Below are 14,035 nucleotides of genomic sequence, written 5' to 3' on the forward strand. Positions count from 1 at the left end.
TCAGGAGGACATGACTGTGCTCGCCACAGGATCGAACACCTCTCGGCGTACCGTGCTCACCCTGGGTGCCGGAGCCGTACTGGCCGTCGCCACGCCCCTGAGCGCCGGCGCCCAGGCGGCGACGCCGCGGACGGACCAGCTCTCGCGCCGCCTCGCGGACCTCGAACGGCAGCACTCCGCCCGCCTGGGGGTGTTCGCCCACGACACCGCCACCGGCCGCAGCGTGCGCTATCGCGCCGACGAACGCTTCCCCATGTGCTCACTCTTCAAGACGCTCGCCGCCGCGGCCGTCCTGCGCGATCTCGACCGGCACGGCGAGTTCCTGGCCAAGCGCCTGCGGTACACCGCGAAGGACGTCGGCGACGCGGGCTACACACCGATCACCGGCAAGCCCGAGAACCTCGCGCACGGCATGACGGTCGCGGCCCTGTGCTCCGCCGCGGTCTCCTACAGCGACAACGCGGCCGGCAACCTCCTCCTGCGCGAACTGGGCGGACCGCACGCGATCACCCGCTTCTGCCGCTCGACCGGGGACCGCGTCACCCGGCTCGACCGCTACGAGCCCGACCTCAACTCCGCCGAACCCTCGCGCGTCACCGACACCACCAGCCCCCGCGCCATCGGGCAGACCTACCAGCGCCTCACCCTCGGCACCGCGCTGGCCCCCCGCGACCGCAAGCAGCTCACCGAGTGGATGCTGGCCACGACCACCGGCGGGGAGAAGTTCCGGGCCGGCCTGCCGTCCGACTGGACCGTCGCGGACAAGACGGCGGGCGGCGAGTACGGCACCAACCACGACGCGGGCCTGGTCCGCCGGCCCGCCCGCGCACCGATCGTCCTGGCCGTCCTGACGGCGAAGCGCACGCGCGACGCGGCCGCCGACAACCCGCTGGTCGCCAAGACGGCCGCACTCCTGGCCTCGGCACTGTCCTGACCCGGAGGGCGCGCCGCCCCCAACACCAGCTCATCGGCGGCGTGTTGGCGAAAACGCGCCCTCCACCCGCTTCGCCGCCGCCCTGTCCCTACGATGCCGTATGGATCCGGCCGGGCCCCCTCCGCACCTCTGCGAGGGGGCCCGGCCTCCCCGTAATCGACCAGGACGGCGGCACTCCATGGCAGATCACGACCTGACCGGGTTCGACCGCGGCACCTTCACCCATGACGGCACCACCCGCCGCCTCCTGCGTCGCGGCACCGGACCCGCCGTGATCGTGATGGCGGAGATACCGGGGATCACCCCCAAGGTGCTGGAGTTCGCGGCGCGCGTGGCCGACCTCGGCTGCACCGCGGTCCTCCCGGTGCTCTTCGGCACCCCCGGCCGCGACGCCCACCCCACGGCCCACGGCCGGCTGAACTCCGCGCTCTACACGGCCGCGTCGATGGCAAAGGTGTGCGTCAGCCGGGAGTTCACCGTCCTGGCCACCGGACGGACCTCTCCCGTGGTGACCTGGCTGCGGGCCCTGGCCGCGGACGAGCACGAGCGCTGCGGCGGTCCCGGCGTCGGCGCCGTCGGCATGTGCCTGACCGGCGGCTTCGCCCTGGCCATGGCGGCCGACGAGCGCCTGCTCGCCCCCGTCCTGTCCCAGCCGTCCCTGCCGCTGGCCCTCACCCGGCGCCGGTCCGCCGTCATCGACATCTCCGCCGCGGACCTCGCCGCCGTCCGGGGCCGCTGCGAGCGGGAGGGGCTCCAGGTCATGGGGCTGCGGTTCCGCGGCGACCGGTTGGTGCCGGGCGACCGCTTCGCCTTTCTGCGCCGCACACTCGGCGCGGCGTTCACCGCCGTCGAACTGGACGACGCCGCCGCGCACCCCGATGCCGTCCTGCCACCGCACTCCGTGCTGACCGAGCACCTCATCGACGCACCCGGCCAGCCGACCCGCGCGGCCCTGGACGGGGTGCTCGACCTCCTCCGCACCCGGCTGCTCGACCGTCAGGACGAGACGGCGGTGGCGGGGGAGGCCTGAGACGGGGGAGGCCTGAGAGGGGAAGGGCACGTGACGTCGGGCGCCCCGCGGCCCCGTCCTGGACACCCGGCGCCGGGGGCCGCCCCACACGCACAACGGACCAATCGGACTGTTCCGGGGCAGGTGATCCTAGAGTGGCGTGGTGAACGACGTCCGGAGAGTGCGGGACGACGAGGGGAGCGCGCCCCGGCTCCTCGCGTTGTCCGACGGCGTGTTCGCCATCGCGATGACGCTGCTGGCGCTGGACATCACCGTGCCCGACGGGCTGGACTCCGCCGGTTTCGCGCACGCGCTGGGCGAGGTGATGCCCAAGGTGTGGGCGTACGCCCTCAGCCTGGTGGTCATCGCGGCGTTCTGGCGCGGCCAGTACCAGCTCTTCCACTCCGTCCGGGACGTCGACGGCACGGTCATCAGACTCGTGCTGCTGAGCCTGGGACTGGTCGCACTGATGCCGTTCCCCACCACCTTGCTGGCCGAGTACCCGGACCTGCCGCAGGCCGTGGCCATCTACTCCGGAGCCGTCGCGGCCATGGGAGCCGTGCAGCTCACCCTGGCCGTGGTGGTGTGGAAACGCCCCTGGTTGGGGACCTCGCCCCTGCCCGACGCCATCGCCCGCAACGACGTGGCCGACCTCGGCGCGACGGTGCTGGTCTTCGCCGCCGCCGTACCGCTCGCCTTCGTCTCGCCCACCGGCGCGAAGCTGTGGTGGCTGGTACTGGTCCCGGTCAGATTCGTGACCGGCAAACGCGGCAAGCGCCTGCGCGAGGCCGCCCAGCGATTCCGAGCCTGAGCGCCGCCCGCGAAACCGCCCCCGCGCACGCCGCCACCCGGCACGGCGGGACGCGCCGTTCGGGCGAACGGCGGGTGTCGGACCGAGGGGCCCGGGTCCGCGGCTCGTACGTTCGGTCGCTATGACCTACGCATCGGGTGATCCCGCGTCAGGCCCCACTCGCCGCAGTACGCTCGCCGGGCTCATCGGCGGGGCGGGGGCCGTGCTGGCCACCGGGTGCACCGCGGCCGGCGGCTCGCCCGCGCCGGATCCCACCCCCACGAGCCGGGCGTGGGCCTCCGCGGCGATGGGCAACCCCACGCCCGGCGCGATGACGCTCTTCAAGGACCCCGGATTCAACTTCAACGGGCTCCTCGCGCTCGGCTCGGCCGGGTACGGCGCCGGCGAGGTGGGCGAGGTGCTCACCGCCGTGAACACGATCAACAAGGCCGGCCTCTCCGCGCAGACCTACACCGAGACCTTCAAGAACCTCGGCGAGCAGCTGAGCGGACCGCCCGGCAACGGCAAGCCCGGGAACCAGACCACACGCTTCCGTGCGCTGCGGGCCGCCCAGTACTACGCCCAGGCCCTGTTCTTCGTCCTCGGCTCCGACACCCCTGGCAGCGAGCAGCAGCTGTATCAGGCGGGGCGCGACGCCTGGGACACGTTCTGCGGCCTGTGCGACCCGCCACCGGTCACCGCCCATGTCCCCTACGGCGGGCGGACCCCGCTACCCGTCTGGTTCTTCCGCCCGGACACCTCCGGCAAGCGCCGCCCCACCGTGATCCTCACCAACGGCAGCGACGGGCAGAACGTCGACATGTGGACCTACGGCGTCCCGGCCGCCCTCCAACGCGGCTGGAACGCCCTGGTCTACGACGGACCCGGCCAGGGCCAGCTGCTCTTCGTCGACCAGACGGTCTTCACCCCGCGCTGGGAAACCGTCGTCACCCCGCTCGTCGACTGGCTCTCCGCCCGCCCGGACGTGGACACCGGCAAGATCGCCCTGACCGGCCTGAGCATGGCCGGCGATCTGGCCCCCCGGGCCGCCGCCTTCGAGACCCGGATCGCCGCTCTGGTGGCGATGCCCGGCGTGCTCTCCCCCTGGCTGGGCTTTCCCCCGGAGATCCGGAAGATCCTCACCCCGGACAAGCAGCAGACCAACGCCATCTGGAACAACGACGTCGTCCCGCAACTGCCGCCGCCCGCGGCCGCGACCATGAAGAAGCGCTTCGAGCCCTTCTCCATCCCGGCGATGCTCGCCGCCCGCCAGGGCAAGATGTTCACCGACTTCTACACCCCCGCGATGCTCATCAAGTCGCTGGACATCACCGACGTCGTACCCCGGATCAAGATGCCCACCCTGGTCCTCGACTACGAGGACGAACAGTTCTACCCGGGCCAGCCACGCCAGATGTACGACCGACTCACCTGCCCCAAGGACTACGTAAAACTCACCGCCGCCACCGGCGCCCAACTCCACTGCTCCCCGATGGCCCCCCAACAACACTGCGAGGTCGTCTTCGACTGGCTCCAACAGAAACTGCCGACGGGGTGATCGCTCGGAGGGTAAGCGGCCTTTCTGCGCACTGCGGCTCACTGCCCTCGCTCGCAGCGCGATACTGCACGTGAACCGGATTCCACACTCGGGAAGGTGACCGTGCATGCGTGTGCCGAGTCTGCTGGCGGTCTTCGCTCACCCGGATGACGAGTCGCTGTCGGCGGGCGGTGTGCTCGCCCGCCACGCGGCCGCGGGCGCCCGCACCGCGGTGATCACGGCGACCTGGGCCCCGGACACTCCCCGTGCCGCGGAGTTGGCCGAGGCGTTGCGGATCCTCGGGGCCGGCAAACCGAGGATGCTCGGCTACGGGGACGCGGGCGCCGGACACTCGGCCCCCGGCCGGGAGCGGTTCTGCCAGGCGCCGCTCGACGGGGCGGTGCGGCGAGTGGTGGCACATATCCGGGAGTTCCGCCCGGAGGTCGTGGTCACGCACGATGCCTACGGTGGACTGACCGGCCATCCGGAACACGTGCACACGCATCGGGTCACCTTGCTCGCGTTCCAGGCGGCGGGGTTGGAGCGGTTCGCCCCGGAGGCCAGTGAGCCGTGGCAGCCCCGTGCCCTGTATCTGGCCGCGCACCCGCACTCGGCCATGCGGGTGTGGGGCGCACACCTGGCCTCCACCGGCAGGGCCATGCTCAGCGTTCCCGACGCGCGGATCACCGCGACCGTCGACGTCGGTCCGTGGCTGGAGCAGAAGGTATCCGCCGTGCTCGCGCACCGCACCGAAGTGGCGCGGGGAGCCGCTCCGGGGCTGATCGCGGGTCTCCCGGAGTCCGACCGGGAGCAGCTGCTCTCCACCGAGTGGTACATCCGCCACGACGCCCTCTCCGCGGCAGGGGCACAAACGGAATTGACCGTCTGACCGCAGACCGGCCCGGCCTTGCGCCAGTGTCCCGTCCCTGTCGGCAACAACCCCTCAGATATGTCCCTCCCGCAGTGCGTACGCGACGGCGTGGGCGCGGTTGCGGAGGTGGAGGCGGGTGGTCATGCCGTGCAGGACGTTTTTGACGGTGCGTTCGGAGTACGAGAGTTTGGCGGCGATCTCGGCGGTGTCCAGGCCTTCGGCGACCAGGCGGATGACGTCGATCTCGCGGGGAGCCAGTCCGGCCGGTGTGCCGGGCCGGTCGTCGGCGGTGCGCTGGAGTTGGCCGACCTGGTGGAGCAGCCGGGCGAGCAGGTCGGCGGGCAGGTCGCCTTCGCCGCGGTAGGCCGCCTGTACGGCCTGGTACAGCCGGTGGGGGGTGGCCTGGCGGCGCCAGAGGATCGCGCCGACGCCGCACTCGATGACGGCGAGGAGTTCGGCCTCCCGGATCCGGTCCGCGATCAGCACGACTCGCGCCCGGTCGATCCGGACGAGGCGGCGCAGCTCCGGGATCAGGGACTCGTCCGTCGCCGCGGCGACCACCACGGTCACCGCGGCCGGGCGTCCGCCGCCGCTCTCCGTCAGCCGCACGCCCCGGTGCTGGTTGAGCTGGCTGGTCACGCCCGCCAGGGAGATCGGGTCCGGTGCGCGGACCACGACGGGTATCTGCGGCTCGGTGGTCTGAACCTCGGTGGTGTGCATAGGGGTTTCCTCGTCTTCTGCAGTCCGTGACTCCGGCCCGGGTCCGCCGAGCGGTCAGTGCTGCTGCCGGTCACAGGGGGCGGCGGCAGCCGACGGCCGGGCGGACCGGAACGCGTCGGTCCGGCCGGGGAGGTCACCGAAGGTCCCGCGAGGAGAGGGGTGGTGGCGGCCCGGGTGTGGGCAGGGGGCGGTGCGGTTGCGGTGCATGGCGGTGCGTCTTCCCGTGGGGCATGGTGGCGGTGGAGCAGGCGGCGGGCGGGTCGGCACCGCGGGTGGCCCGAGGGCGGACGGTGACCGTCCGGGCGCGAACGCGGCCGCTGCGGAAGCGGGTACGGCGTGCGCAGTGCTGTGTGCTCCGGCCCGGCTCTGTCGACAGCTTGCGGTGCGGGAGGGCCGGACGGCAACGAATCCGGGCCAGAGAAGAACGCGGGAATGCCGGGAGGGGTGTTGACCTGCGGAAATGCCGTTGCCTGGAATGCCTGCCTGGAATGGCTCCCGGCCGGGGAGCACCGCTCGGCCCGGCCGGCGGAGGATCCGTCCGCCTGTCGTTGACGAACCGGAAGCCGTCCTTCAGGGACCGACCACCGCCTGCGCGCCGATCTCGACCAGCATGCCGGGGAGCGCCAGTCCGACCATGACGGTGGTGCGAGGTCTTCAAGCGGTACTGGACGCCCCGCCCCTGAGCCGGTGCGCGGCTCTCCCGCGGGTGTCCCTCCGCGGGAAGCGCGCTGAACCCGCCGTTCGCGCCCGGCGGAAGCCGTTCACGCCGGGGGCGTACGCGGGCAGCAGCAGCCGGAATCGTTCAAATTTTGACATCCTGCTCGCCGGTGACTCGTGCCTTCTACGGTTTCGGCCATGGAAGAACCCGGTCGTCTCACGCTGGCGGTACGCACCGTCGGCCCCGCGGGCCGCCCCCCGTCCGATCCCGCCGTATGGCTCGCCGCCCTCCATGGCGCGACCTCGAAGGCGGCGCGCTCCCGCACCGCCCGGGAGCTGCTCGCCGGTGTCCTCGACGCGGCCGCGCCGCTGCTGGGCGACCTGGGTGGCGCGATCCTGCTGCTGGACGCCTCCGGCCGCTACCTGTTCCTGGTGGCCTCCCAGGGCCTCCCGGCCGAAGTGGCCCTCCCCATGGAGGCCATCGGCATCGATGAGGAGCTTTCGGCCACCGACGCGGTGCGCAAGGCGCAGCCGATCTGGCTGAATACCTTCGCCCAGCGGCAGACGCGCTACCCGGGCCTGATCGAGCGACTGCCGGTCGACCTGGTGACGGGCTCCCTGCCGCTGATCGACAACGACACCGTCATCGGCGTGCTGACCGTCCTGCGGCAGCACGAGAGCGGCTTCTCCCCCGTGGAGCGGGCCTTCCTCCAGTGCCTGGCCGACCACGCCGGGCCGGCCCTGGCCGCCCTGACGGGACGTCAACTCGACCACGGCGGACCGGAGGACGGCGATGTGGCCGCGGACGCCAGCGGCACCATGGAGCTGGGCACGTTCGTCTGGCACCTGGACACCGGTGTCGTCGAGGGCGACGACGCGCTGGCCCGCCTCCACGGCCTGGCGCCGCGGTCCGATCCGCCGCTGAACCTGGACGACTTCCTGTCCCAGGTGCCCGCCACCGACCTGCCCGCGCTCCGGCAGAGCCTTGGGCACATCGCCCAGCGGTGCGCGGACTACCAGGTCCGCTACCGCGCGTACGACGCCACCGGCCGGCTGCGCATCCTGGAGGCCCGCGGCCGGGCCCACCCGGATGCCGACGGTCACCCGATGATGATGGACGGCCTGGTCGCCGACATCACCGTGGCCTGCGACCGCCAGCAGCTCAACCAGCGCCTGCTGTCGTCCCAGGCCGAGCAGTCGGGACGGCTGCGGGATCTGGCGACGCATCTGGTGAGCGCGGCCAGCCTCGACGAGGTCGTCGGCGCGACCGGCACCGCCCTGCAGGCGTTCGGCGCCGACGGGCTGCTCGTGGTGGACACCGAACGCGACCGGCTGCGGGTCATCGCCTCCTGGGGGTACGGCCCGGCGGAGGAGGCGGCCGCGGAGGGCTTCCCGCTGCACGCCCCGACGCCCTTCCGCGACGCGCTGCTCGGGGGCACCCCCACCTTCGCCGGCTCCCTGCGCGACGGCCTGGCCACCTACCCCTCGCTGGTCGACTTCGCCCACGCCACCAAGCGCCAGTCCTGGGCGGTCCTGCCCCTGCCCACCGCCCAGGACGGCACCGCCGCCTGTCTGATCGGCTTCTCCGCGCCGCACGAATTCGCCCCCGCCGAACGGTCGTTGCTCACCGTCGTGGCGGCCCTGCTGGCCCAGGCCATGGAACGGGCACGCATCCATGACCGGGAGCACCGGCGGGCCGTCGAACTCCAGCAGGGCATGCTTCCGCAGGCTCTCCCGGAGCTGCCCCACACCACGGTGCACACCCACTACCGGCCCGCGGCCGAGGGTGCCGCCGTCGGCGGGGACTGGTACGACGCCTGGTACACGCCCTCGGGCGAACTCGCCCTGGTCGTGGGCGATGTGCAGGGCCACAGCACCGCGGCCGCGGCCCTGATGGGGCGGCTGCGGACGGCCGTGCGCGCCTACAGCGCCGAGGGCCACTCACCCGCCGACGTCCTGCACCGCACCAACACGCTGCTCACCCAGTTCTCCACCGATCCGGACTCCGACCTCTTCGCCACCTGCGTCATAGCCCACCTCGACACCTCCACCGGGCACCTCTCGCTGTGCCGCGCCGGCCACCCGCAGCCCCTGCACGCCGCCCCGGGGAAGCAGCCTGAGATCCTCCCCGTCGAGGGCGGACTGCCGCTCGGCATCGACCCGGACGCGGAGTTCCCCACCACGACGCTGACCCTCACCCCGGGCTCGCACCTGCTGCTCTACACCGACGGACTCGTCGAGCGCCCCGGGCGCGACCTGGACGCCGGTACCCGCCAACTCCTCTCCGTCTTCGGCTCCGGACTGCGCTCGGTCCCGGAGGGCGAGCTCCTGGCCCATATCGAGCAGGTCTGCCTCCCGGCGCCCGTCCCCGCCGACGCCGACGACATCGCCGCCCTGTACCTGCGCTGGCAGGGCCCCTGACGAGCCCGTACGGCAGCCGTCTCCCCGCCCCGGCGCCGTACGCGTGCACCGGAAGCGGACCCTGACACTCCCGGACACTCCGGGACGAATTCCGGCCATTGGACGGCAGGCCCGTCCCGCACGACCATGAACGCGCGGTAGGAAAGGGGCCCGTTCCGCGGAACTTCCCCAACGGGCACCGGAGGGAGTGGAGGGCGCGCGGCACCGGTACGCGTGCGTGCACGAATCCCGGCCGGCCACGGCGGCAGCGCGAGGGGAGCGCGCCCCCGCCACTGCGCCGAGCACCGAACCGCGGTCCGCACGGCACCGGCCGGGCCCTTCCCCGGCTTCTCGGCTTCCTCGGCCTCCCCGGCTTCCTGAGCCTCGCAGAGCCTCCCGGACGAGGCCCGGAAAGCCCGCGCAGACACCAACAACGTCCATGAAGTCCTGCGCAGATCAGCGGAGTTACGGGCATCGCCCATCTCATCCCGACGCCGACGCGGCCTTCCCGCGTCGTTCGGAAACGGAGAACACCATGCGAAGACACATCCGTGCCGCAGTGACGGTTGTCGCGACCGTCCTGTTCGCGCCCCTGCTGACGGCGAGCCCCGCGCCCGCCTCCCCGGCCCGGCCCGCCGGCGACGTGCACAAGCCCGCCGACTGCCGGCCCGCCCTCCAGGTCCTGGCCTCCCTCCCCGGCTCAGGAGACAGCCAGGTCAAGGGACTTGGGCCGAATGGCCTGGCGGTGGGAGGGTCGCACGGCTGGCCCGTCTACTGGACCGGAACCCGGGTGCACCCCGTCCCGCTGCCCGCCGGATTCACCGGCGGCGAGGTCGCGGCGGTCAACGCGAAGGGGCTGATGGTCGGATCCCTGAACGGCGCGGGCCGGACCGCCGCCTTCAGCTTCCGCGTCGGGGCCCGCAGGGTGACCCTGCTGCCGCAGGGGGCGCACGCGGCGGACGTCAACGACCGGGGCCTGATCGTCGGAGACGGGAGGGCACCGGACGCCCTCGTCGGTCTCGAATGGGACGGGGCCCGGATCGTTCGCCGGCTCAAGCCGCCGCCCGGCTACTCGCTCAGGTCGGTGACCGCCCTCAACAACGCCGGGCAGATCGCCGGTTCCGGCGAGGCCGTCAAGGGCGACGAATCGTGGTCGGCGGGCCTGACCTGGCCCGCCGGAGGCGCCGCGGCCATCCCGCTGCAGCGCTTCTGGCCGGCGGGAGTGCCCTACGACTACTGGTACCCCCGGGACATCGACCGCGCCGGGCGGATCGTGGGCACCTATGACTACGTCCGCCTGGACACCCTGACCCCCACCCAGTGGCTCCCGCCGTACACCACCGAGAACCAGGTCGGACACCTCGGCGAGCGCACCAGCGGCACCTTCGAGGCGATCAGCCCCACCACCAACGTCAGCGTGGGCACCGCCCGGGACAGCTACATGGACGGCCCGTTCCCGCCGGAGACCGCGCCCCCGATCCAGGCCCAGATCTGGCCCGGCACCGGCCCGCTCCTGGCCCTGCCCCGGCTCTCCCCGGAAGGCCCCTCCCAGGCCTTCGCGGTCAGTGACGACCAGCGCGTCGGCGGCACCGCGGCCGACGCCACCGCGACATCCCGCGCCGTCATCTGGACCTGCGCCCTCCGCCAGGCCTACCGGCCCTGACTCCGGCGCGCCCGGGCGGGCGAACCTGTGCCCGCCCGGGCGCCCCGTTGCCCCCGGCCGCCGAGCCGGTCCGATACGGCCTGACCACGAACATCGACACCCACAATCCGGTCAAGGCCAACTACCACGAGTTCACCGGAATGCTCCGCGACATCCGCCACGCCCGCACCTGGCACGGCCGGGCCGGCTACCTCTTTGGTCCACCGGGCTGGCACGAGCCCGCCGCCGCACCCCGACCGCACCGAACCCCCGCCCCGACAGCCGAAGCCGCCCTCCCGGCATCGGCCTCCGGGCCCGACGGTGCGACCAATGAAGCCACGCCACCCGACCACGAGATCAAGGAAGCAGTACCGGTCTGACGTCGAACCGCCCATTCCACCCGGACTCCGCAAAGGGGCCCGGGTGGAGTCATCGCACGGCACTGCACCGCACCGCTCATCCGCCGGGCCGACCGTGAAACCGGCCTGTACGACGTGACCGACGACGCCCAGCGGTTTCGGTCCACCTCCCTCACGTGCCGCGCTCGTCCTCCCGGTCCTGCGCCGACGGGACAACCGTCGCATGGTGGAAGTGGATCGCCGAACGTGTCTCGCGTGCCGCCGGTGGGAGGCCACGCGGGTAAGGAGCCAAGATGAGGGCCCTGACCTGGCAAGGCAAGCGTGATGTGCGGGTGGAGACGGTGCCCGACCCTGAGATCGTCGATGCGACCGACATCATCGTGCGGATCACCTCCACCGGAATCTGCGGATCGGACCTGCATTTGTACGAGGTCCTCGGACCCTTTCTCGATCCCGGGGACATCCTCGGCCACGAGCCGATGGGCATCGTCGAGGAGACCGGTGCGGAGGTCACGGAGCTAGCGGTCGGAGACAGAGTCGTCGTTCCCTTCAACATCTCCTGCGGCACCTGTTGGATGTGCCGTCAGGGCCTGCAGTCGCAGTGTGAAACGACCCAGGTCACGGACCGTGGGATGGGAGCGGCGCTCTTCGGCTTCTCCAAGCTCTACGGTCAAGTTCCGGGTGGGCAGGCGGAGTTGCTGCGCGTCCCGTTCGGCAACACGTTGCCCGTCAAGGTGGCACACGGCCCGCCCGACCAACGGTTCGTCTACCTGTCCGACGTGCTGCCCACCGCCTGGCAGTCCGTTGCCTACGCGGGCATACCGCCGGGTGGCAGCGTCACGGTGCTGGGACTCGGCCCCATCGGTGACATGGCGGCGCGGATCGCCCTGCATCGTGGTGCGGCCGAGGTGTTCGGTGTCGACCTTGTCCCGGAGCGACTCGCCAGGGCCCGTGCCCGCGGGGTACACACCCTGGACCTGAACGAGTACGGGAAGGGCGTCGGCGACGAGATCCGCCGTCTCACCGAGGGGCGCGGCAGTGATGCGGTCATCGAGGCCGTGGGCATGGAGGCGCACGGGGCTCCGCTGAGCAGAGCCGCCCAGAATCTCGCCGGACGGCTGCCGGACGCGTGGGGTGAGAAGGTGATGGGCCGGGCCGGTGTGGACAGTATGGCGGCCTTCAACACGGCCGTTGACGCCGTCCGCCGGGGCGGCACGATCTCCCTCATCGGCGTCTATGGCGGGTCCGTCGACCCGGTTCCGATGCGCACCCTGTTCGACAAGCAGATTCAGTTGCGCATGGGCCAGGCCAACGTCAAACACTGGGTCGACGTCATCCTTCCGCTCCTGAACGACGAGGACGTGCTGGGCGTCGACGACTTCGCGACCCACACTCTGCCCCTCGAACAGGGGCCGCAGGCGTATCAGAGCCTCCAGGAAAAGCGGGACGGCATGATCAAAACCATTCTGACCCCATGAGGAGCGCCCTCGGTACCCGTCGCCCCCGTCCAGCCGCTGTCGTCAGGAGTACACGATGACTCACTCACCGCGACCGCTCTCCTTGCGCGGCCGTACCGCAGTGGTGACCGGGGCGGCCCGCGGGGTGGGGGAAGCGCTCGCCCGGGAACTGGCCCGACGCGGGGCCCGGGTGGCCCTGCTCGGACGGGAGGAGGCGACACTCCGCCGAGTGGCGTCCTCCCTTCCGACGGAGGCGCTCTGTCGGAGCGTCGATGTCACCGACGACGACGCCATGGCCCGGGTGGCCGCTGACGTACGGGAACGGCTGGGGGAGGTGTCCATCGTGGTGGCGAACGCGGGGATCGCCGAAGGCGGGCCCTTTGCCGATTCCGACCCCGCGATATGGCGCAGAGTGATCGAGGTCAACCTGGTCGGAAGTTCGATCACCGCCCGCTCCTACCTGCCGGACCTGCTGGCGAGTCGCGGGTACTACCTGCAGATCGCCTCGCTGGCCTCCATCGGAGCCGCCCCCATGATGAGCTCCTACTGCGCTTCCAAAGCAGGCGTGGAGTCATTCGCCCACTCGCTGCGTGCCGAACTCGCCCCGCACCACGTCGCCGTGGGAATCGCCTATCTCAACTGGACCGATACCGACATGATCGCGGGTGTCGACCAGCACCCTGTGCTGCGCGAACTGCGTGCTCACATGCCTCCGCCCGCACGGAAGGTCCACCCCGTCGGCTGGGTGGCCGCCCGGTTGGCCGTTGCCGTGGAACGCCGCTCGAGTGCGGTGTATGTCCCCACCTGGCTCCGTGCGGCCCAACTGGTACGTGCCGCTCTGCCGGCCGTGGTCACCCAGCTCTCACGGAGAGAACTCCCCAGGCTCGCGGCCCGCACGCCCTTCGAGGCAACCGGACTCCTGGGAGCCGGCGGGCGGGCTGACGAAGGGCGCCCACCGTAGGCCGTCGCACGGGGACAGGGCGCCGACGTGCGGGCTCTCGCCTTGCCGGGGAGGCACCGAAGAGGCGGGTGCCCCGTGGTCGCTCCAAGGGGAGGGGCAGCCAGGGCTTCGGGCGGCCGAGTACGAGTAGCCGCTTTAGGCTGATAGTGACCGCTGGCGACCGGCTCCATCGAGATGTCGGAGGACACGTGCATGGCTGTGCGGAATCAGCTGATCAAGAGGGCTCCGGAGGCGGTCTGGGCGGTCCTCGCCGACGGCACCCGCTACGCGGAGTGGGTCGTCGGTACCGACGAGTCGCGGCCCGACCAGGGCAGCTGGCCCGAAGTGGGCTCCACCATCGCGTACACCGTCCGACTGGGACCGTGGACCTTGCACGGTCACACCACCGTCCGTCGCTGCGACCCGCCCCGTGAGCTGGAACTGGAAGTGGACAGCGGTTCGCTGGGCACCGCCCGGATCGCCATCGACGTCCGACCGTGGGGAGCGGACAGCCTCGTCGTCGTCGACGAGCACCCCCTGACCGGGCCCGGCGGAGCACTGCACAACGCGGCCCTGGACGTCCTCCTCCAGCTGCGCCACCGCAGCATGCTGAGCCGGCTCGCCAAGGTGATCGAGGACCTGCCACGGGACCTCAGCGACATGCACTGACTCCGAGAGCCGGCACCCTCCGACCTGGGTCGGCGCCGCCATGGGGAACA

The 14,035-nt window shown here is 72.0% G+C and carries 12 protein-coding genes; 11 read left to right on the forward strand and 1 reads right to left on the reverse strand.

Annotated features, from left to right (window positions below; genetic code table 11):
- The first annotated feature begins 10 nt into the window (after positions 1-10).
- From bla to IEY78_RS03320, 5 genes are all read left to right on the forward strand, one after another.
- Positions 11-934: a class A beta-lactamase gene (gene bla, locus IEY78_RS03300; protein ID WP_189095987.1), complete on the forward strand. Its 924-nt coding sequence runs from the start codon at positions 11-13 to the stop codon at positions 932-934.
- A 178-nt stretch (positions 935-1,112) separates the two neighbouring features.
- A complete protein-coding gene (locus tag IEY78_RS03305) occupies positions 1,113-1,964 on the forward strand; it encodes a dienelactone hydrolase family protein (RefSeq protein WP_189095988.1) in 852 nt (283 codons plus the stop codon).
- A gap of 139 nt (positions 1,965-2,103) precedes the next feature.
- Positions 2,104-2,754: a TMEM175 family protein gene (locus tag IEY78_RS03310; RefSeq protein WP_189095989.1), complete on the forward strand. Its 651-nt coding sequence runs from the start codon at positions 2,104-2,106 to the stop codon at positions 2,752-2,754.
- A 121-nt stretch (positions 2,755-2,875) separates the two neighbouring features.
- Positions 2,876-4,291 carry an alpha/beta hydrolase family protein gene (locus IEY78_RS03315; RefSeq protein WP_189095990.1) on the forward strand — a complete coding sequence of 472 codons (1,416 nt, stop codon included), beginning with the start codon at positions 2,876-2,878 and terminating at the stop codon, positions 4,289-4,291.
- Positions 4,292-4,397: 106 nt separating this feature from the next.
- Positions 4,398-5,159 carry a PIG-L deacetylase family protein gene (locus IEY78_RS03320; protein ID WP_189095991.1) on the forward strand — a complete coding sequence of 254 codons (762 nt, stop codon included), beginning with the start codon at positions 4,398-4,400 and terminating at the stop codon, positions 5,157-5,159.
- 54 nt (positions 5,160-5,213) lie between these two features.
- On the opposite strand, the gene IEY78_RS03325 is transcribed toward IEY78_RS03320, so the two are convergent.
- Positions 5,214-5,861 (reverse strand): helix-turn-helix transcriptional regulator, encoded by a 648-nt coding sequence (locus IEY78_RS03325; RefSeq protein WP_189095992.1) that lies wholly within the window; start codon positions 5,859-5,861, stop codon positions 5,214-5,216.
- Between the two features lie 855 nt (positions 5,862-6,716).
- Here IEY78_RS03325 and IEY78_RS03330 point away from each other — a divergent pair.
- The 6 genes from IEY78_RS03330 (at position 6,717) to IEY78_RS03355 (ending at position 13,985) form a co-directional block, all read left to right on the forward strand.
- Complete coding sequence (locus IEY78_RS03330) at positions 6,717-8,939, forward strand: SpoIIE family protein phosphatase (protein WP_189095993.1); 2,223 nt, start codon at positions 6,717-6,719, stop codon at positions 8,937-8,939.
- 514 nt (positions 8,940-9,453) lie between these two features.
- On the forward strand, positions 9,454-10,581 hold the full coding sequence (locus IEY78_RS03335; protein ID WP_189095994.1) for a hypothetical protein: 1,128 nt from the start codon (positions 9,454-9,456) through the stop codon (positions 10,579-10,581).
- Between the two features lie 47 nt (positions 10,582-10,628).
- Positions 10,629-10,940, forward strand: coding sequence for a hypothetical protein (locus IEY78_RS34150; RefSeq protein ID WP_229699673.1), 312 nt, complete (start codon positions 10,629-10,631; stop codon positions 10,938-10,940).
- Positions 10,941-11,212: 272 nt separating this feature from the next.
- Entirely contained in the window at positions 11,213-12,397 is a 1,185-nt protein-coding gene (locus tag IEY78_RS03345) for an alcohol dehydrogenase catalytic domain-containing protein (RefSeq protein ID WP_189095995.1), read from the forward strand.
- A 55-nt stretch (positions 12,398-12,452) separates the two neighbouring features.
- Positions 12,453-13,337, forward strand: coding sequence for an SDR family oxidoreductase (locus tag IEY78_RS03350; RefSeq protein WP_189095996.1), 885 nt, complete (start codon positions 12,453-12,455; stop codon positions 13,335-13,337).
- A gap of 192 nt (positions 13,338-13,529) precedes the next feature.
- A complete protein-coding gene (locus tag IEY78_RS03355) occupies positions 13,530-13,985 on the forward strand; it encodes an SRPBCC family protein (RefSeq protein ID WP_189095997.1) in 456 nt (151 codons plus the stop codon).
- The last annotated feature ends 50 nt before the right edge of the window (positions 13,986-14,035 follow it).

The organism is Streptomyces kronopolitis (assembly GCF_014646275.1).
Lineage (GTDB): Bacteria > Actinomycetota > Actinomycetes > Streptomycetales > Streptomycetaceae > Streptomyces > Streptomyces kronopolitis.

What these genes read in the sequence shown, in the direction of transcription:
- IEY78_RS03355 (WP_189095997.1), top strand. Translation starts at nt 13,530, where the DNA reads ATGGCTGTGCGGAATCAGCTGATCAAGAGGGCTCCGGAGGCGGTCTGG.
- IEY78_RS03320 (WP_189095991.1), top strand. Translation starts at nt 4,398, where the DNA reads ATGCGTGTGCCGAGTCTGCTGGCGGTCTTCGCTCACCCGGATGACGAG.
- IEY78_RS03325 (WP_189095992.1), bottom strand. Translation starts at nt 5,861, where the DNA reads ATGCACACCACCGAGGTTCAGACCACCGAGCCGCAGATACCCGTCGTG.
- IEY78_RS03330 (WP_189095993.1), top strand. Translation starts at nt 6,717, where the DNA reads ATGGAAGAACCCGGTCGTCTCACGCTGGCGGTACGCACCGTCGGCCCC.
- IEY78_RS03350 (WP_189095996.1), top strand. Translation starts at nt 12,453, where the DNA reads ATGACTCACTCACCGCGACCGCTCTCCTTGCGCGGCCGTACCGCAGTG.
- IEY78_RS03345 (WP_189095995.1), top strand. Translation starts at nt 11,213, where the DNA reads ATGAGGGCCCTGACCTGGCAAGGCAAGCGTGATGTGCGGGTGGAGACG.
- IEY78_RS03335 (WP_189095994.1), top strand. Translation starts at nt 9,454, where the DNA reads ATGCGAAGACACATCCGTGCCGCAGTGACGGTTGTCGCGACCGTCCTG.
- bla (WP_189095987.1), top strand. Translation starts at nt 11, where the DNA reads ATGACTGTGCTCGCCACAGGATCGAACACCTCTCGGCGTACCGTGCTC.
- IEY78_RS03315 (WP_189095990.1), top strand. Translation starts at nt 2,876, where the DNA reads ATGACCTACGCATCGGGTGATCCCGCGTCAGGCCCCACTCGCCGCAGT.
- IEY78_RS03305 (WP_189095988.1), top strand. Translation starts at nt 1,113, where the DNA reads ATGGCAGATCACGACCTGACCGGGTTCGACCGCGGCACCTTCACCCAT.